This is a genomic window from Streptomyces sp. SID9727 (assembly GCF_010550605.1).
GTDB lineage: Bacteria > Actinomycetota > Actinomycetes > Streptomycetales > Streptomycetaceae > Streptomyces.
In genome coordinates this window covers 1-18,552 of the sequence record NZ_JAAGNI010000360.1, presented here as the reverse complement: position 1 = coordinate 18,552, position 18,552 = coordinate 1, and the positions used below count along the sequence as shown (strand labels likewise).

Annotated in this window: 18 protein-coding genes and 1 pseudogene; 8 read left to right on the top strand and 11 right to left on the bottom strand. The window is 71.5% G+C overall.

What is annotated here, in order from left to right; genetic code table 11:
- A partial coding sequence (locus G3I41_RS25115; protein ID WP_164402645.1) for a glycoside hydrolase family 3 protein occupies window positions 1-908 on the bottom strand: 908 nt, incomplete at its 3' end.
- A 254-nt stretch (window positions 909-1,162) separates the two neighbouring features.
- On the opposite strand from G3I41_RS25115, the gene G3I41_RS25110 reads away from it, so the two are divergent.
- A complete protein-coding gene (locus G3I41_RS25110) occupies window positions 1,163-2,482 on the top strand; it encodes a transglycosylase family protein (RefSeq protein WP_164402644.1) in 1,320 nt (439 codons plus the stop codon).
- On the opposite strand, the gene G3I41_RS25105 is transcribed toward G3I41_RS25110, so the two are convergent.
- On the bottom strand, window positions 2,452-3,600 hold the full coding sequence (locus G3I41_RS25105; protein WP_164402643.1) for a DMT family transporter: 1,149 nt from the start codon (window positions 3,598-3,600) through the stop codon (window positions 2,452-2,454). The two genes, G3I41_RS25110 and G3I41_RS25105, sit on opposite strands and share 31 nt — an antisense overlap.
- Window positions 3,601-3,851: 251 nt before the next feature.
- Between G3I41_RS25105 and G3I41_RS25100 the strand changes: the two genes are divergently transcribed.
- Window positions 3,852-6,200, top strand: a complete 2,349-nt coding sequence (locus G3I41_RS25100; protein WP_164402642.1) for a GH92 family glycosyl hydrolase — start codon at window positions 3,852-3,854, stop codon at window positions 6,198-6,200.
- A gap of 72 nt (window positions 6,201-6,272) precedes the next feature.
- On the opposite strand, the gene G3I41_RS25095 is transcribed toward G3I41_RS25100, so the two are convergent.
- Window positions 6,273-6,605, bottom strand: coding sequence for an STAS domain-containing protein (locus G3I41_RS25095; RefSeq protein ID WP_164402641.1), 333 nt, complete (start codon window positions 6,603-6,605; stop codon window positions 6,273-6,275).
- A 249-nt stretch (window positions 6,606-6,854) separates the two neighbouring features.
- Window positions 6,855-7,367 carry a MarR family transcriptional regulator gene (locus G3I41_RS25090; protein ID WP_164402640.1) on the bottom strand — a complete coding sequence of 171 codons (513 nt, stop codon included), beginning with the start codon at window positions 7,365-7,367 and terminating at the stop codon, window positions 6,855-6,857.
- A gap of 80 nt (window positions 7,368-7,447) precedes the next feature.
- Here G3I41_RS25090 and G3I41_RS25085 point away from each other — a divergent pair, with 80 nt between their 5' ends.
- Window positions 7,448-8,623, top strand: a complete 1,176-nt coding sequence (locus tag G3I41_RS25085) for a PP2C family protein-serine/threonine phosphatase (RefSeq protein ID WP_343242223.1) — start codon at window positions 7,448-7,450, stop codon at window positions 8,621-8,623.
- A 30-nt stretch (window positions 8,624-8,653) separates the two neighbouring features.
- On the opposite strand, the gene G3I41_RS25080 is transcribed toward G3I41_RS25085, so the two are convergent.
- From G3I41_RS25080 to G3I41_RS25060, 5 genes are all read right to left on the bottom strand, one after another.
- Entirely contained in the window at window positions 8,654-9,109 is a 456-nt protein-coding gene (locus G3I41_RS25080) for an ATP-binding protein (RefSeq protein WP_164402639.1), read from the bottom strand.
- A gap of 95 nt (window positions 9,110-9,204) precedes the next feature.
- Window positions 9,205-9,651, bottom strand: coding sequence for a response regulator (locus G3I41_RS25075; RefSeq protein ID WP_164402638.1), 447 nt, complete (start codon window positions 9,649-9,651; stop codon window positions 9,205-9,207).
- Window positions 9,648-11,273 (bottom strand): sensor histidine kinase, encoded by a 1,626-nt coding sequence (locus tag G3I41_RS25070; protein ID WP_164402637.1) that lies wholly within the window; start codon window positions 11,271-11,273, stop codon window positions 9,648-9,650. Before G3I41_RS25070 ends, G3I41_RS25075 begins: the two co-directional genes overlap by 4 nt.
- Window positions 11,263-12,522, bottom strand: a complete 1,260-nt coding sequence (locus G3I41_RS25065) for a SpoIIE family protein phosphatase (RefSeq protein ID WP_164402646.1) — start codon at window positions 12,520-12,522, stop codon at window positions 11,263-11,265. Before G3I41_RS25065 ends, G3I41_RS25070 begins: the two co-directional genes overlap by 11 nt.
- A 201-nt stretch (window positions 12,523-12,723) precedes the next feature.
- The gene (locus G3I41_RS25060) at window positions 12,724-13,626 is read right to left on the bottom strand and encodes an RNA polymerase sigma factor SigF (RefSeq protein ID WP_164402636.1); all 903 of its coding nucleotides are present in this window, start codon (window positions 13,624-13,626) and stop codon (window positions 12,724-12,726) included.
- 206 nt (window positions 13,627-13,832) lie between these two features.
- On the opposite strand from G3I41_RS25060, the gene G3I41_RS25055 reads away from it, so the two are divergent.
- Together G3I41_RS25055 and G3I41_RS25050 are read left to right on the top strand one after the other, a co-directional pair.
- Entirely contained in the window at window positions 13,833-15,317 is a 1,485-nt protein-coding gene (locus G3I41_RS25055; protein WP_164402635.1) for an SDR family NAD(P)-dependent oxidoreductase, read from the top strand.
- A gap of 346 nt (window positions 15,318-15,663) precedes the next feature.
- Entirely contained in the window at window positions 15,664-15,840 is a 177-nt protein-coding gene (locus tag G3I41_RS25050; RefSeq protein WP_164402630.1) for a hypothetical protein, read from the top strand.
- Between the two features lie 66 nt (window positions 15,841-15,906).
- On the opposite strand, the gene G3I41_RS25045 is transcribed toward G3I41_RS25050, so the two are convergent.
- Complete coding sequence (locus G3I41_RS25045; RefSeq protein WP_164402634.1) at window positions 15,907-16,281, bottom strand: CrcB family protein; 375 nt, start codon at window positions 16,279-16,281, stop codon at window positions 15,907-15,909.
- Window positions 16,278-16,748, bottom strand: a complete 471-nt coding sequence (locus G3I41_RS25040; protein ID WP_164402633.1) for a CrcB family protein — start codon at window positions 16,746-16,748, stop codon at window positions 16,278-16,280. Before G3I41_RS25040 ends, G3I41_RS25045 begins: the two co-directional genes overlap by 4 nt.
- A 187-nt stretch (window positions 16,749-16,935) precedes the next feature.
- On the opposite strand from G3I41_RS25040, the gene G3I41_RS25035 reads away from it, so the two are divergent.
- The 3 genes and pseudogenes from G3I41_RS25035 to G3I41_RS25025 all read left to right on the top strand — a co-directional run.
- Window positions 16,936-17,898, top strand: coding sequence for an urea transporter (locus tag G3I41_RS25035; RefSeq protein WP_164402632.1), 963 nt, complete (start codon window positions 16,936-16,938; stop codon window positions 17,896-17,898).
- 47 nt (window positions 17,899-17,945) lie between these two features.
- Window positions 17,946-18,251 carry an urease subunit gamma gene (locus tag G3I41_RS25030; protein ID WP_164402631.1) on the top strand — a complete coding sequence of 102 codons (306 nt, stop codon included), beginning with the start codon at window positions 17,946-17,948 and terminating at the stop codon, window positions 18,249-18,251.
- A gap of 2 nt (window positions 18,252-18,253) precedes the next feature.
- Window positions 18,254-18,552, top strand: a pseudogene (locus tag G3I41_RS25025) (cobalamin biosynthesis protein CbiX); the annotation flags it as partial.

The window sequence follows — 18,552 nt, the reverse complement described above, 5'->3', positions numbered from 1 at the left end:
GGGCGGTGAGCCGGGCGGCCGGGCCCGGCCGTTCCGTGCGCCGGGCGGTCCGCTTCGAGCGCGCCCACCCGGCGGGCCAGCCGCAGCAGCCTGCGTACCTTGTCGTCCACGGTACCGGCGGGGACCAGGCCCCCTTCGAGCGCCGCGAGCAGACCGGACGCCCAGGGGCCGTCCGGGCCCGGCATCGCCAGGTCCTGGCCGGAGCGGGCGGCGTCGAGGAGGGTGCGCACGCCTCCCCAGTCGGAGACCACGAGGCCGTCGAAGCCCCAGGCGTCCTTGAGCGGGCGCGCCAGGAGCGGCGAGGCGGACATGGTGACGCCGTCGACCTTGTTGTACGCGGACATGACGGCCCAGACCCCGGCCGCGACGGCTTCCTCGAACGGGGCGAGATACACCTCGTGCAGGGTGCGTTCGTCCATGCGGACATCGACGGTCAGCCGGTCCGTCTCGGCGTCGTTGCCGACGAAGTGTTTCGCGGTGGCGGCCACTCCGCCGGACTGGATGCCCCGGATGAGCGCCGCGCCGGTGCGGCCGGTGAGCAGCGGGTCCTCGGAGAAGCACTCGAAGTGCCGGCCGCCCAGCGGGGAGCGGTGCAGGTTGAGGGTGGGGGCCAGGAGCACGTCGACGCCCTTGCGTCTCGCCTCGGAGGCGAGCAGCGCGCCGAGGTCCGTCAGCAGCCGTTCGTCCCAGGAGGCGGCGAGCGCGGTGGGGGAGGGGAGCACGAGCGAGGTCTCGCGTTCGTCCCAGGTCCCGCCCCGGACGCCGGCCGGTCCGTCGGAGAGGGTGAGCGCGCGCAGTCCGGCGGCCGGTTCGGCGTGCGTGCGCCAGGTGCTGGCACCGGTGAGCAGACGGACCTTCTGTGCCGCGTCCAGCTTGTCGAGCAGCGGTTCGGTCTCTTCGTCCGTCATGCGGCCATGCTCCTTCGTGCACCGCGCTCCCACGGCTGTTGGAGAGCGCTCTCCCGGCTGTCGCGCCCAGCGTCCCCGGTCGCCGTCGACCGTGTCAATGGGGTCCGGGGCGGACCGGCGGAAGCGGTCGGGCCCAGGGGGAGGCGTCCGGGGCGGACGGTGGCCGAAACGTACCGTGGTCTTGTCATCACCCGCTGTTTGCACATAAGTTGACCGCTTGCGACGTGTCCTACAGCCAGTGGGGGAGCCAAGTCATGGCCGCGAACGGACGGCACCGCAGATACCAGCCGAGCCGCATCAACCGGGCTTCGCTCACCGTCACGGCAGGAGGGGCCGGTCTCGCCCTCCCGCTTCTGACGGCCGCTTCGGCGGGTGCCGCTTCGGCGGACGTCTGGGAGAAGGTCGCCGCCTGCGAGTCCACCGGCAACTGGCACATCAACAGCGGCAACGGCTACTTCGGCGGACTCCAGTTCACCCGCTCCACCTGGGCGGCGTACGGCGGCACGGTCTACGCGGCGCGCGCCGACCTCGCGACCCGGGACCAGCAGATCGCCATCGCGGAGAAGGTCCTGGAGGGCCAGGGGCCCGGCGCCTGGCCGGTGTGCTCCGGAAAGGCGGGCCTGGCCCGGGGCGGCACCACGCCCGACGTCAGCCCGCAGAGCGAGCGCACGGCGAGCGTCCCGACCCCGGAGAAGCCCGGCACCGCGTCGGGGCCGTCCCACCCCGCGCAGACCCAGCGGACCACGTCCGCGGCCACGCCGACCACCGTGCCGGGCAAGCGTGAGTCGTACACCGTGACGCCCGGCGACTCGCTCTCCGGGATCGCGTCCGACCAGCACCTCCAGGGCGGCTGGCAGCGGCTCTACGCGGCGAACCGCACGGTCGTCGGCGAAGACCCGGACCTCATCTTCCCCGGCCAGCGCCTGGCCCTGACCGGAACGCCCGGGACGGCCACGAAGACGACGCCGAGGACGGCGACGAAGGCCGAACCGGAGACGGCGCCGAGGACAGCGGCCAAGGCCGGACCGAAGGCCGCCCCCAGGACCGCGCCCAAGGCGACGACGAAGGCGGCGCCGAGACCCGCACCGAAACCCGAGCCGCAGCGGAAGCAGCAGACCCAGCCGCAGCCGAAGAAGACCCAGACGCACAAGACGGAGCAGGCGCGGAAGCACAGCGGGCTCACCGCCCCCGTCGCGGCCCGCACCGGCACCCCCTACCACCAGGCCGGTTCCTGGTCCAGCGGCTACCACACGGGCGTCGACTTCCCCGTCCCCACCGGCACGTCCGTGAAGGCGATGGCGGCCGGCACCGTCGTGTCGGCGGGCTGGGCGGGGCCGTACGGCTACCAGGTCGTGATCCGGCACGGCGACGGCAAGTACAGCCAGTACGCGCACCTGTCCTCGCTGCTCGTGCGCGGCGGGCAGCACGTCGGCGGCGGCCAGCGGATCGCCCGCTCCGGCGCCACCGGCAACGTCACGGGGCCGCACCTGCACTTCGAGGTCCGGACCGGCCCCGACTACGGCTCCGACATCGACCCGCTCGCCTACCTCAGGGCGGGCGGCGTCAGGGTCTGAACGCCCCCGTCACCGGCCTTCCCGCCCGTCCGGCGGCGTCCGGCGCCCGGGGGAGGGCCGAACTCGACCCGGCCGACCAGGCCCTCCAGCGGCATCCGCTCGGGAAGCGCCGGGGGAGGGGTCCGCGGTCCCGCCGCCCCTGGACCGGCGGCGGCCGGAACCGGCTGCTCCGTGCGCGTCAGGATGCCCGTCGAGGCCGGCGGCCCGGCGGGCTCGGCGAAATCCGCGGGCTCGGCCGCGTCTCCGGCGGCCCGGGCCGCCACTGCCTCCGGGGCCGACCGCTCCGCGCTCATCCGTTCCGTGGTCAGCATGATCAGCCCGCCGGCCGCGACCGCCCCGCACACCAGGGCCAGTACCGTGCCCGCGACCCCGTGCCGGAACTGCTCGCCGAACAGCGTGATACCCACCGCCGCGGCCACCACCGGATTCACCACGGTGACCGTGGCCAGCGGAGCCGTCAGCCCCGCGCCCCGGTAGGCGGCCTGGGACAGCAGCAGGCCGGAGCCCGCCAGCGCCGCGATCACCAGCAGCGGCAGCAGCCCGGACTTCACGGCGCCCGCCGTCCACTCCATGGCCACGGTCTTCGTGTACACCGACGCGATCCCGAACGCCACGCCCGCCGCACCGGCCAGCACCACACTCCGCATCACCGGCCGGCGCATCGCCCGCGAGACCAGGATCAGCACGGCCACCGCGCCGAAGGTCACCACGGCCAGCATCAGCTGCTGCGGGGCTCCCAGACCGTGCGCGTCGGAGCTGCCGGTCAGCGCGAGCAGCCCGGCCAGGCCCACCGTCGCCATGACCGCGCCGCGCCAGGCCGTGGCACCGGCCCTGCGGCGTACGAACAGCGCGGCCATCGGCAGCGCGAAGACGATCGTGAGCGCTCCCAGCGGCTGCACGAGGCTCAGCGGGCCGTACGCCAGCGCCACGACGTGCAGCACGGCTCCCAGCCCGTTGAGGACGACGGCCGCCCACCAGACCCGGTCGCGCAGCGGTGCGAAGGAGCGGCCGTCGGAGGCGGTGGCCACGCGCTCCTGGACGATCGCCCCGGCCGCGTAGGCGACCGCGGAGACCAGTGACAGGAGCACGGACAGCGCAAGGGAGCTCATGTACACCACGATCCCCTTTTGCAGCCGCCGCGTCGTCGTCCCTGAGGCGGCGATCCGGCGTACTGCTCTGGTAGTACGGCAGTGGTCCGGGTGTCCTCCTCCCGACGGTAGTCCTCCCCGCGGCGGACGTCAGAAGGATCTTCCGGGGCGGCCGCCTTCACGGGACCGACACGCGGCGTATCCGTCCGACCCCTTGACGCGGTCACGACTGAATCCAAGAATGATCGCGCTCTGACAACGTTGTCCTAAGGAGTCTCCCCATGCATCGGACCCCACGGCCGGGACTACGCGGCCCGGCGGCCGTACTCGCCGCCGCCGCGCTCCTGGGCGGTGTCCTCCTCCCCGGGGCCACGGCCGAGGCCGCCCCCCGGAGCGACGGCCGGCTGACCGATCTGGTCAATCCGTTCATCGGCACCCAGAACGAGGGCAACACCTACCCCGGCGCCTCCGTGCCCTTCGGCATGGTGCAGCTCTCGCCGGACACCGGCCACAACACCGGTTACGACTACGGCGAGAACCACATCCGCGGCTTCTCCTCCGTCCACCTCTCGGGCGTCGGCTGCGGCCTCGGTGGCGACCTGCCGACGCTGCCCACCACCGGCGACGTCACCGAGACCGACTACGCGAAGTACGCGGCGGAGTTCAGCCACGACGACGAGAAGGCGAGCCCCGGCTACTACAGGGTCGGGCTGAAGAACGGCATCGAGGCCGAGCTGAGCGCCACGCGGCGCACCGGCGTCCAGCGCTACACCTTCCCGGCCACCGACAAGGCCAACGTCCTGCTCAACGCGGGCCAGTCGCTGCACCGGACGCTCGCCTCCGACGTGGAGATCCTGGACAGCCGCACCGTCCGGACGGCCATCACGGGCAGCGGCTTCTGCCAGGACACCAAGCCGTACACGGTCTACACGGTCACCCGCTTCGACCGCCCCTTCACCGCATCCGGCACCTGGAAGGGCGACACCGTCACCGGGGCGAAGAAGTCCGAGGCGACCGATGCCCGCAACGGCGCCTGGCTGCGGTTCGACACCACCGAGGACCGCACCGTCGAGGCCACCACGGCCCTCAGCTACGTCGATGCCAGGGGCGCCGCGCTCAACCTCCGCGCCGAGGGCGGCCACACCTTCGACCACGTCCTGCGCGCCGCCGAACGCACCTGGGAGGACCGCCTGGAGGGCGTCAGGGCCCAGGGCGGCGGAGAAGAACTGCGCCGCACCTTCTACTCCTCCCTCTACCGGTCCTTCCTCGCGCCCAACGTGGGCAGCGACGTGGACGGCCGCTACACCGGCTGGGACCAGAAGAAGCACAAGGCCGAAGGCTTCACGTACTACCAGAACTGGTCGCTCTGGGACACCTACCGCACCCAGGCCCAGCTGCTCTCGCTGCTCGCCCCGCACGAATCCCGTGACATGGCCATATCCGTCCTGCGCATCGACGCGGAGAGCGGCTGGTTGCCCAAGTGGGGCTACGGCACGGTCGAGACCAACATCATGACCGGCGACCCGGTCACGCCCTTCCTCACCAACGCCTACCAGCAGGGACTCCTGAAGGGGTACGAGGAGGAGGCGTACCGCGCCCTCAAGAAGAACGCGGACGGGGTGCCGCCCACCGACTCCGCGCCCGTGGGCCGCGAGGCCAACGCCCAGTACCTGAAGGACGGCTTCGCCCCGTACATCAAGGGCAGGCCGCACGCGAAGCCCGGGGATTCCGACTTCGACCACGGCGCCTCCGCGACCCTGGAGTACGCCCTCGCCGACGGCATGCTCGCCGAAATGGCCCGCGACCTCGGCCACCGGGCCGACGCGGCACGCTACGAGGCCCGCGCCCAGAACTACCGGCAGATCTTCGACCCCTCCACCGGCTTCTTCCGCGCCCGCGACGCCGCCGGCGCGTTCACCGGCCCCGCCGACCCGGCCGAGAGCGAGGGCTTCCACGAGGGCACCTCCTGGCAGTACCAGTGGATGGTTCCGCAGGACATCCCCGGCATGGTCGGCCTCATCGGCGGGAAGGACGCCGCCAACCAGCGGCTCGACTCGTTCTTCGCGTACGACGAGCTCCTCGCCGACCCGGCGAAGACCGCCCGCGAGGTGTGGGTGAACGGCCCGTACTCGTACTACAACGCCGACAAGTACAACCCGCAGAACGAGCCCGACCTCATCGCCCCGTACACCTACCTCTCCACCGGCCAGCCGTGGAAGACGACCGATGTGGTCCACGCGGCCCTGACGCTCTTCACCAACGGTCCGACCGGCATGACCGGCAACGACGACCTCGGCACGATGTCGGCCTGGATGGTGCTCTCGTCCATCGGCGTCTTCCCGGTCCAGCCGGGCACCGACACCTGGGGCCTGTCCACGCCCGCGTTCGAACGCGTCGACATCAAGCTCGACCGGCGCTACTACCCGCACGGCGCGCTGACCGTCAGGGCCCCCGGCACCTCGGACGCCGACCGCTACATCCAGTCCGCCGGACTGGACGGCGCGCGGCAGTCGCGCACGTACCTGACCACGGACGACATCCGCTCGGCCCGCTCGCTCTCCTTCACGGTGGGCGACGAGCCGTCGGCGTGGGGCACCTCGCCCGAGGACGCCCCGCCCGCCCTGAACTGACCGGGCGGCCGCACAACCGAGCGCCCTTCTCCCCGTCGGCGGGGAGAAGGGCGCTCGGTGTTTGCCTCTTCGCTATGCGGGAAGCGGCGGGTCGATCGCCTCGGCGACGCTCGGGAAGACCGGGACCGCGCTGTCGAGCCCCAGAACTGAGATCAGACGCTCCATGAAGACCGAGGGTGCGGCGAGCCGCAGCCGGGGACCGAGAGCCGTCTGTCCCTGCAGCAGCACGTTCACCGTCGTGGAGTCGGCGAAACTCACGTCCGAGAGGTCGACGACGACCGGCCCGGCACCCTCCCGCGACGCGTTCTCCAGCGCGGCGCCCAGGGGCGCCACGTTGTCGATGTCGAGGTCACCGGTTATCGCGAGCACCAACGCACCACGTTCGTGCCGTGGGACGATCTGCATGGCTCGGCCGGCACTGGGCGGTGGAAGCACGTTCACCTCGTGTTGCACTGGGCGGCGGGGGTAACGCCGCGATCGGACGGGCAGTTCGATTCTGCTCCGTCCCTGCTCGCGGCGGGAATGCTCAACGATAAAATTAACAGTTGCCATTTGACAACATTCTTCGTGGGGCAACAATCTGTACCGAACGATCAACGTGAGCGCCCGTCCGAGCGGCGCCTTCGGAACGCGGAAGCAGGGGCGTGCATGAAGCTAGGCGCTGTCCGCGACATCGTCGCGAAGCCGGGCGGCGGTACTCCGCGCACCGGTGAGCCGCTGCGATGCCGCCGAGCGGAACGCGGTCAGCCCCGCGGCCAGAGCGGCCACCTCGGAGGGCTGCATACGCTCCAGCACGGCGGTCAGCTCCCGCGTGCGGATCGCCCGGTACTCCTCCAGCAGCTCCCGCCCCTGGAGGGTCAGCCTGAGCTCGACCTCCCGGCGGCTCGTCGGGCTCGGGTCCCGCTGGACCAGTCCCATGGCCTCCATCCGGTCGCACAGCCGGCTCACCGACGGCGCCCGCGAGCCGAGCGCCTCGCCGAGCGAGCGCAGGTTGCTCCCTTCCTGCTGCTCGATGACGAGGAGCGCGCGAAGCTGGGAGGGGGAGACCGCACCCCGGGCTGCGGCCTCCTGACCACGACCCCACAACACCTCCAGAAGCTCGGACGCGGCACAGACGTCCTCGGACACCTGTTCAGGGCGGTGAGGGAGGCCGGTACGGTGGGGCATTCTTCCACTCTGTCACCCGTAGCGTGCTCCTGTCAGCCTCGCTCCGCCCCCACCACCCACCGAAGAATGGGCGAAGCAGCGTGAATGCCCCCACGCACATCGAACGAGCGCTCCGCGCGGCGCCGCCGTATGCCCTGGTGGAGACGGTGCGCGAGGTCCTCGCGAAGTCGTACGGCGCCCTCTCGGTGCAGCTGCTCCTCGCGGATTACGGTATGACCGTGCTCAACCCGGTCGACGCCGGCGACGGAGCCGGCCAGCCGCTTTCCCTGAACAACAGCCCCCAGGGCCGCGCCTTCGGCAGCCAGCGCCCGCACCAGGGCCGCACCGGCCCCGACGACGCGGCCGACCACCACTTCCCGGTCACCGTCCGGGGCGAACGCCTCGGCATCCTCACCGTCCGGCTGCCCTCCACGCACGCCACCCCGCAGATCACGGACGACCTCGCCCATGTGGCGGACCTCCTCGGCCACGAGATCGTCGTCGCCGAACGGGACACCGACCACTACCAGCGGGCCCGGCGCGCCACGCGCCTCACCCTCGCCGCCGAGATGCAGTGGCAGCTGCTTCCGGCCAGGTCGTTCGCCACCGCCGAGTACGCCATAGGCGCCCAGCTCGAACCGGCCTACGCCATCCACGGCGACAACTTCGACTGGGCGGCGGAGGGCGACCAGCTCAGCGTCGCGGTGACCAACGGCATGGGGGAGGGCATCCGCGCCTCCCTCCTCACCAACCTCGCCGTCAACGCGCTGCGCAACGCCAGACGGGCGGGCATCGGCATCGCGGACCAGGCGGCCCTGGCCGACCAGGCCCTCTACGAGCAGCACCGCGGCGCCGCCCACGTATCCACCCTGCTGCTCCGCTTCGACCTGCCCACGGGATCGGTCGAGGCGGTGGACGCGGGTTCCCCGCAGCTGTGGCGCCTGCGCGGCCGCACGGTCACCCGGGTCGCGCTGGACGCCCAGCTGCCGCTGGGGATGTTCGAGGAGTCGCAGTACGCCGTCCAGCACCTCCAGGTGCGCCCCGGCGACCGGTTGCTGCTCGTCAGCGACGGGGTCTACGACGCGGTGTCCCCGCTCGGCGAGATGTTCGCGGAACGCGGCCTGCCCAGGGCGGTCCTCGCCACCCGGCTGCTGCCGGCGGCCGCCGTCCCCGGCGCGGTCCTGCGTGAACTGGCGGAACACCGGGCTTCGGACACGCTCGACGACGCCCTGGTCATGTGCATCGACTGGTTCGGCCGGCCCGGCGCCAGGGGCTGAACCCCGGCCGGCCCGGCGCCCCCGGCCGGCTCAGCTGCTCAGTGTGAACTCGGCCCGGATCCGCTTGCCGACCGGCACCCGCTCGGCCGTGACGCGGTCGCACAGGGCCACCACGATCTCCATGCCGTGGCCGCCCAGGCGGCTCGGGTCGGGGGCGTAAAAGACGGGCAGCGCGCTGCTGCTGTCGTACACCGTGATGCTGATCCGCTCCGCCGTGCCTTCCAGCTCCAGCAGATACGGGCCGTGGCTGTAGCGCTCCGCGTTGGTGACGAGCTCGCTGACGGCCAGCATCAGGTCGTTACGGGTGTGCGTGCCGAGCACGGCCATCCACTCGGACACCAGCCTGCCGAGAAAGCGGTCTGCCAGTGCCCGCGCCTGGGAGATGCACCCCGGCTCGCCGTCGAACACTTCGGCGCTGTGCAAAGCCTCCGTGGGCGGACAGCTCCTGGGGGAGTCGTCCGCCGGGGAGATCGCCTGTTCGTTCATGTGCTCCAGCCAGGGCGCAGCGGGGAGGTCGCAGACCTCTTTCTTGTGATCGTGTACCCACGTCGGGAGATCCCACTCCCCTGCGTTGTCAGTGATTATGACGCGCGGCCGGGAAGCCGCACCACGGTGACGAAGAAGTCATCGATCTGCCGGACGGCCGCGATGAACTGGTCCAGGTCGACCGGCTTGGTGACATAGGCGTTGGCGTGCAGTTTGTAACTGCGCAGGATGTCCTCCTCGGCGGAGGAGGTCGTGAGCACGACGACGGGGATCAGCGCGAGCTCCGGGTCCTGCTTGATCCGCTCCAGCACCTGGCGGCCGTCGTACTTCGGCAGGTTCAGGTCGAGCAGGATCAGATCCGGCCGCGGGGCCTCGGTGTGCGCGCCGCGGCAGTAGAGGAAGTCGAGCGCCTCTTCGCCGTCGCGGACCACGTGCAGCGTGTTGCGGATCTTGTTGTCCTCGAACGCCTCACGGGTCATCAGCTCGTCGCCCGGGTCGTCCTCGACCAGCAGGACCTCGATGGGCTCTACGGGGGTGTTCACGTGGTCTCTCCGGAAGTCTCGGCGGGCAGGGCGGTGTCGTCCGGCTCCGCGGGCGCGGGGTCGGGGTCGGCGGGCAGCGAGAAGTGGATCCGCGCCCCCTCACGGGAATCGGGATCGAGCCAGATCCTGCCCCCGTGGAACTCGATGATCTTGCGGCACAGGGCGAGGCCGATGCCGGTCCCGTCGTACTCGTCACGGCCGTGCAGGCGCTGGAAGATGACGAAGACCTTCTCCGCGAACTCCGGCGCGATCCCGATCCCGTTGTCGGCGACCGTGAAGTGCCAGTCGTCCTCCTCCCGCTCACACCCGACCGTGATCACGCACGGCTCGTCGGGGCGGCGGAACTTCACGGCGTTCCCGATCAGGTTCTGCCAGATCATCGCGAGCGTCGTGGGGTCGCCGGTGACCGACGGAAGCGGGTTCTCGCGGACGACCGTGGTCCCCGACTCCTCGATCACCAGCGCCAGGTTGGTGAGCGCCCGGTCCAGGGACCGGTCGAGCTCCACGGGAGTCCAGCTGTCGTGGACCCGTCCGACCCGGGAGAAGGTCAGCAGATCGTTGATGAGCACCTGCATGCGCTTGGCACCGTCGACCGCGAAGTCGATGTACTGCTTGCCGCGGCCGTCCAGCTCGTTCCCGTACCGCTTGTCCAGCAGCTGGCAGAACGAGGCGACCTTGCGCAGTGGCTCCTGGAGGTCGTGCGAGGCCACGTACGCGAACTGCTCCAGCTCCGAGTTGGACCTCCGCAGCTCCACGGCCTGCTGCGCCAGTACGTCCTCCCGCTCCTGCACGGCGTCGAGCTCGGCCACCAGCCTGCCCCGCATCTCCTCGACCGCGGCGGCCACCGCCCGTACGTCGGCGGGCCCGCGCACCTCGATCCGCTGCCGGCGGAAGCTGCTGGTGCGGACCCGCCGGGACGCCTCGGCGAGCGCGCTGAGGGGCCGCCCCACGGTGCGCCGGAGCAGCACGCTGAGGGCGATCACGCAGAGCGCGAAGACGATCAGCAGGGCGGCGAGGACCCGGTCCCGGGTGTGGCGGGCGTCGTCCAGCTGGTCCCGAGCCCGGTCCCGGGCGGCGTCGAGGTGCGCCTGCTGGGTGCCGTACAACTGCCGCAGCTCGTCGAAGGCCGCCTTGCTTTCGGCGGTCCTGGCGGAGGAGCGCGCCTGGGGGCCGTCGCGCCGGACAGCGGCGATCAGCGGTTCGGCGTGCACCCGGCGCCACTCCGCTGCGGCGGCGGCGATCCGGTCCAGGTCGCCGTTGTAGGGCTGGCCGTCGCCCATCGCGGATCGCACCCCGGCCAGCCGGTCCTTCTCCTCCTTCTTGCCGGAGGCGTAGGGCTCCAGGAACGAGGCGTCACCGGTCAGTGCGAAGCCCCGTACCCCCGTCTCCTGGTTCAGCAGCGCGTTCTGCAGCTGGAAGGAGGCGGAGCGGGCCGGCTGGATGCGGTCGACCAGCTCGGTGGTCCGGTCCGAGATGCTGGCCAGGACCAGGCCGCCCGCCACCACGCAGCCGCAGACGACCAGGACGAAGGCGGCAAGGATCAGGTGGACCCAGTTCTGTACGGACAGCCGTGCCCACCTGCCGGCCGGCTGTACAGCGGTGTCCGGTATCTCACTGCTCATGCGGGGTGTTTCTCCAGCCGAGGTGCAGAACGGCGACGTCGTCGGCGAGGCCCCCGTACGGGGCCGCCGCCTCGGTGGCGCCCGCGACCAACGCGTCGATGAACGGGCGGGCGGCGAGGGGGGCCATGTCCCGGGCCATCCCGAGCAGTCCCTCCTCGCCCAGCCTGCTGTGGGGTCCGGTGCGCCCCTCGAAGAGGCCGTCGGTGAACAGGACGAGGGCGGCGCCGGGCACGAGTTCCACGTCGGTGACCGACCACTGGCCGTGGCCCGGCAGCAGCCCGAGCGCCATCCCGCCCTCGGGCTCCACCCAGTCGACCTCCGTGCCGTGCCGGAGCAGCAGCCCGGGGTGGCCGGCCCGGATGACGCGGACGCGGTCGCCGCCGGGCGGGAAGGCCAGCGAGGTGACGGTCGCGAAGACATGGGGGTCGGAGCGCTCGGCGACCAGGATCGACTCCAGGAGCGCGAGCTGTTCCAGCGGGTCGGTGCCGCACAGGACGGCGGTGCGCCAGGCGACCCGCAGGCACACCCCGAGCGCGGCCTCCGCCGCGCCGTGCCCCGACACGTCGCCGATGACCGCCCACACCGTGCCGTCCGACGTCTGGACCACGTCGTAGAAGTCACCGCTGAGCAGCCCGTGCGCCCGGCCCGGCTCGTAGCGGGCGACGGCCTGGAAGCTGTCGTCGTTCAGCAGGGGGACGGGCAGCAGGCCGCGTTCCAGGCGCGCGTTCTCCTGAGCCATCAGCTGGTTGGCGCGCAGTGCCGAGGCGGCCCGCTCCACCTGCTTGCGCTGGAGGGCGTACCGGATCGCGCGCGCGAGGGTCTGCGGGTCGAGCAGGCCCTTCATCAGGTAGTCCTGCGCGCCCGTCGCCACCGCGTCGAGCCCCGCGTCCGCCTCGGCCAGGCCGGTGAGCACCACGATCGCCGCGTCGGGGGACGTCTCGACGATCTGGGTGACGGCCCGCAGGCCGTGCACGTCGGGCAGGTGCAGGTCGAGCAGGACGCAGACGGGAGACTGGTGCGACCGCAGGAAGGACAACGCCTCGGACAGGGTCTTGCACCACGTCAGGGTCGGGTCCAGCTCACCGTCGGCGAGCATCTCCTCGACGAGCAGGGCGTCGCCCGCGTCGTCCTCGACCAGCAGGATGGTACCGCTGACGTCCCATACGGAGTCGCGGACCTCCGCCTCGGACGCCGCCTGTACCGGGAAGATCCCTGGGACGGGAGGTCGGGCCGGGGCGCCCACGCGCATCTCAGCCACGTTTCACTCTCTCCTAGCACCGAGCGGGCCACCCGCCGGTGTTGCGCAGCATATGTGAACGACGCCCGGCGCTTTGCCGCCGGGCGTCGTTCACATCGTCTTCGGCCACACTCCGCCGGTGTGTGACCGATTCGAGAGGGTGGTTCGGCCCCGGTCCGGTTACGCTCGCGCGCGCGCCCGGGGCCGTGGGGCTCAGGCTTCCACGGACATCCCCGCCCGCAGCCGCTTGACGATGCGGGCGAGCAGCCGGGACACGTGCATCTGCGAGACCCCGAGCTCCGCGCCGATCTGGGCCTGCGTCATCTCCTCGCCGAACCGCATCTGGACGATCCGGCGCTCGCGCTCGTCCAGCTGCTCCAGCAGGGGCGCCAGCGTGTGCAGGTTCTCGACGGTCTCCATGCCGGGGTCGGCCTCGCCGATCACATCGGCCAGCGACCGCTGCTCGTTGCCGGAGTCCGTCTCGGCGCTGGGGGTGTCGATCGATCCCGCGGAGTACCCGTTGGCCGCGACCAGGCCCTCGATGATCTCCTCCTCGGACAGATCGAGGTGGGCGGCGAGCTCGGCGACCGTCGGGTCGCGGTCCAGCCGCGCCGACAGCGCCTCCTTCGCCTTCGCGAGATCGACCCGCAGCTCCTGGAGCCGGCGCGGCACGTGCACCGCCCAGGTGGTGTCCCGGAAGAAGCGCTTGATCTCGCCGACGATGTAGGGGACGGCGAATGTGGCGAACTCCACCTCACGCGAGAGGTCGAAGCGGTCGATGGCCTTGATCAGACCGATGGTGCCGACCTGGATGATGTCCTCGGTGTCGTCACCGCCGCGGTTGCGGAACCGCGAAGCGGCGTACCGCACCAGCGAGAGATTCATCTCGATGAGGGTGTTGCGCGCGTACTGGTACTCGTGCGTGCCCTCCTCCAGCGTCTGCAGCTGGTCGAGGAACATCTTCGAGAGGGCCCGGGCGTCCTTGGGGGCGACCTTCCCGGTGTCCTCGATCCACGGCAGCTCCGCGGTGCCCGCACCGAGCGGTGCGCCGTCCCGTCCGGAGAGCGTGCGTGCGTCGCCGAGGATTCCGTCGGTCTGCTCCGTCGTGGTCGCCATGATGTGTGGCCCCTCCTTGTCGCCAAGTGCTTCGCACACCGCCTGCCCCGGATCCGCGAGGGCATGCGCGTCCGGCACAAAACTTTTTCACGCGTCTTCCGGCCGGCCCCGTTCTCACCCGATCGGAGCAGCTCGCGGATCATGGCAAACTTGACCGAGCCCCACGCCCCCGGTGAGGCCGGCGGCACGAGCACAGAGGAACGGCGATGACGGTGACAGAGGACGGCCCCGAGATCGTGGCCGCGACCGAGGCATTCGGTCCCGGTATCGACCCCGAGCGGCTCGCCGTCTGCCTGAGCGTGCTGGACGAACTCGACACCATCGAGGTCGACCACCCGGACGCCGTCGCGGTACGCCGGGCCACGGCCGGGATCTACCGGACCGTGAAGCAGCGCCGCCGCCAGGAGCGCCGGGCCGCCAAGACCGCGCACGACAAGGCGGTGACCGAGGCCACCGCCACCGGCTCCGCCGAGCGCATCGATGACGAGACCCAGGGGGTCCTGCCGTCGTCGTCCGCCAGGAGCGAGATCGCCGGCATCCTCCAGCGGCCCCGGTCCTGCTACGTGTGCAAGACGCGGTACGTCGAGGTCGACGCGTTCTACCACCAGCTCTGCCAGGACTGCGCCCGGGAGAACCGTGCCCGCCGCGACGCGCGCACCGACCTGACGGGCCGCCGGGCGCTGCTCACCGGCGGCCGTGCCAAGATCGGCATGTACATCGCGCTGCGGCTGCTCCGTGACGGGGCGCACACCACGATCACCACGCGCTTCCCCAACGACGCGATCCGCCGCTTCAAGGCGATGGAGGACAGCGACGAGTGGATCCACCGCCTGAAGATCGTCGGCATCGACCTGCGCGACCCGGCCCAGGTCGTCGCCCTCGCCGACTCGGTGGCCGCGGAGGGCCCGCTCGACATCCTGATCAACAACGCGGCGCAGACGGTGCGCCGCTCCCAGCAGGCGTACAGCGAACTGCTGGCCGCGGAGTCCGGCCCGATGCCCGCCGGCGAGCTGCCCGCGGCCGAGGTCATCGGGACCTTCGGCAGCGGCAGCGTGGACCGGGTCGCCGCGCTGCCCGCCGCGCGCAAGGAGCTGCTGACCGCGCAGGAGGTCACGGACCTGGCCCTGGTCAGCGGTTCGGCCTCGCCGGCCCGGATCGCCGCCGGCACCGCGATCGACGCGGGCGGTCTCGTCCCGGACCTGCACGACACCAACAGCTGGATCCAGACAGTCGACGAGGTCGAGCCCATCGAGCTGCTGGAAGTCCAGCTCTGCAACTCCACCGCGCCGTTCATCCTGATCAGCCGGCTCCGCCCGGCCATGGCGGCGACCGCGGCCAAGCACTCCTACGTGGTCAACGTCTCCGCGATGGAGGGCGTGTTCGGACGCGGTTACAAGGGCGCGGGGCACCCGCACACCAACATGGCCAAGGCCGCGCTGAACATGCTGACCCGTACCAGCGCCCAGGAGATGTTCGAGAAGGACGGCATCCTGATGACCGCCGTCGACACCGGCTGGATCACCGACGAGCGCCCGCACCCGGACAAGATGCGGCTGGCGGAGGAGGGCTTCCACGCCCCGCTCGACCTGGTCGACGGTGCCGCCCGGGTCTACGACCCCATCGTGCGCGGCGAGGCCGGCGAGGCGCTGTACGGATGCTTCCTGAAGGACTACGCCCCCGCCAACTGGTAGGGGAGCGGGGGCGGTCGCCCCGGAGTGCGGAGACCCGGCGGGGATGATTTCCTGGCCGGGTCTTTTCCGTACGCGGTGGCCGAAAGTGACTCACGGCACACGATCCATCGAGCGCGGAGGCGCTCATTTGGTTACTCTGATGTGAACGGACGTCATCGAGGAGTCCACGAACCCTCCTCGACCGTCCTGGGACAGGCTTGTCAACCAAGTCGCCGTCCCGCCCCCGTACCCGGCGCCACCGCGACCGAACTGTTCCTGCCCCTGCCCCGCATGGGCGGCTGATTCCCGGCAATGAGATCCGGAGCGTCGGCGACGCCCGGGGCTACGCGACACGAAGGAGTGCGCGGTGACGACACCGGAATTGACGAAGCAAGAGGATCGGCCTGCCGAACGGCGCCAGAAGCCGGGGCGCGGCGGCGACAAGCTCCAGAACATCGAGGTCTGGGCCAGGTCCGCGCCGATCCGCCTGGCCGGCTACGAGGACGACCTCGCGGAGCCGCACATCCTGCCCGGCATCGACTGATTCCTCGGACATCCCGCTGTGGCCCGCCCCCCGCCGGGGGCGGGCCACAGCGCGTTCCGGCGCTCCTCAGAACGCCGCGCGCGCCACGGCGGCCCCGGCGAAGGAGAGGCCCAGTCCGATGCCGACCGTGAGCAGGAGATAGGCCGCCGCAAGGCCAAGCCGACGGGCCGAGTTCAGGGTGAGCAGTTCGTACGAGAACGTCGACCACGTCGACAGGGCCCCGCAGAACCCGGTGGCCAGCAGCAGATTCAGCCGGGTGCCCAGATCGCCGTCGGTCGCCGCCTCCGCGACGAACCCGAGGATCAGGGCCGCGCCGGCGTTGGCCGCGAAGGTGCCCCACGGGAAGGCGCTGTGCAGGCGGAACTTCGCGTCCACGCCGAGCAGATAGCGCACCGGCGCCCCCACCAGGCCGCCGGCCAGAACGAGCAGCCAGTCGGTCATGACGCCTCGCCCCGCGCACCGTAGGACCGGCCGAAGGCGAAGTGCGCCGCGAACGCCCCGGCCGTCACGGCGGCCAGCGCCGCCGCCACGGTCAGCACCAGGCAGCCCGTCGCGTAACCGGGCTGATGGTTCTCGAACAGCTGCCGCACATTGTCCGTGTAGTGCGAGAACGACGTGAAGCCGCCGAGCACCCCGGTACCGAGCAGCGGACTGATCAGCCGGGGAGCCCCGGGGAAGCGCAGCTTCAGGGTGACCATCAGGATGCCCATCAGGAAGCAGCCCACCGTGTTGACCAGCAGGATCGTCCAGGGGAAGGAGAACGTCCCGGTCGGCCAGAGGCGTTCGGCCGCGTACCGTGCGGCGGCCCCGGCCGCACCGCCGAGCGCGACGGCGGCCACGATCGGGAGCTGTACGCCCGGGTGGTGGTCGGGGTGGCTGTGGTCGTGCAATCGCATGTTCTGGGACATCTCGCGAACCTACGGACCGCCGTGCGCTACCGAAGAGCCGGTGCGCGGTGTGCCCCGGCGGCGTACTCGACTGGGCTAGAGGAGACGGCTCCGGCGCGAGAAACGGGCTCTTGTGTGACTCCATGGCATATGACGGGTGCCTCCCGGTGTTCGTTCCGTACCCGCTGACGAGCCGCTGGAGCCCGCCGTGTCCCTCGCCGAGCCGGATGTCGTCCGGCGGCTGGAGAGCCGCCAGCCGTTCGCTTACCTGCTGGCGTCCCTGCGCGGCGTCGGACAGGTCGACTTCCAGGCGAGCCTGTTCACCGGTGCCGCGATCCTCGCGGGACTGTGGGTGGCGGGCTGGCAGACCGGTCTGTTCGCGACGATCGGGACGCTGGTCGCCACGGCGGCCGCCTATGTGCTGGCCGTCGACCGGGGGAGCATCGCGCTCGGCATGCAGGGGTTCGCGGGCTGCCTCACCGGCATCGCCCTCGTCTCCTCGCTGGGCAACCACCCGGCCACCTATGTACTGACCGTCGTGGGCGCCGTCCTCTGCGTCATCCTCATGGCGACCCTGGCCACGTTCCTCACGCCGTACAACCTGTCGCCCATGACCGCGCCGTTCTGCCTGGTCTCCGGCGTGATGGTGGTCGGCGCCCCCTCCTTCGACCGCGTCTGGCACGGCGCCCCGGCCGCCGTCTCCAGCACGACGAGCGGCGATACCGGGATCACCTGGAACGACCTCTGGCACGCCTTCTTCAACAACGTCTCGCAGATCTTCCTGGTCGAGAGCTGGTACGTCGGACTGATCATGCTCGTCGGACTCGCCCTGGCCGGCCTGCGCGTCGTGCTCTACGCCGCCGTCGGCAGCGTCGCCGGAATCGTCGCCGCCTGGCTGCTCGGCGCACCGACGGACCTGATCGCCAACGGCATCTACGGCTACAACGCGGTGCTCGTCGCCATCGGCCTCGGGGCCGTCTTCATGGCCAACACCGTTTGGACCGCGGCATACGCGGTCTTCGGCGCGATGGTCAGCACCGGCCTCACCGCCACCCTGACCTCCTTCTTCAAACCGTTCGGCGGCCACACCTTCACCTGGCCGTTCATCCTCACCACCTGGACGCTGCTGGCCGCCGTGCCGCTGCTGCCGCGCCTGCGCCGCAGCGACTGACAGGCCCCGGACCCCCGCCCCCGTACATCCCGAGGAAGGCATCCACGATGAACCTCGCACCCCGCGAGATCGACAAACTGCTCGTCTATGTCGTGGCCGACCTGGCCCGCAAGCGCCAGGACCGCGGCCTGAAGCTCAACTACAGCGAGTCGGTCGCGCTGATCACCGAGGCGATCCTGGAGGCGGCACGCGACGGCAAGAGCGTGGCGGACTGCATGGAGCTGGGCCGCCATGTGGTGGGCGAGGACGACACCATGCCCGGTGTGCGGGAGATGCTCGGCCTGCTCCAGGTCGAGGCGTCCTTCGTGGACGGCACCAAGCTGGTCTCGTGCCACGACCCCATCGGCGGCTGACCGTGGCGGGGAACGGGGGCGTCATCGCCGTGTGCGGCCACGAAGCCGCGTACGGCCGTGCGCTGGAGGGCCTGCTCGGCCCGGACGTGAGCGTCGTCCCCAGCGGCCGCGCCCTCTTCCGGGACGTCGCCGCGCACCGGCGCCGGGGCGAGCCCGCCGTCGTCGTCCCGATGACGCTGGGCCGGGAGCCCGGACTCGTCGCGGACACCGCGCGCACCCTGCGTGCCGTCCCCGCCGGGCCGGGAGCCGTCCTGCTCGCCGAGCCGTTCGGCACCGCCCAGCACCTCGTCGCCTGGCTGCG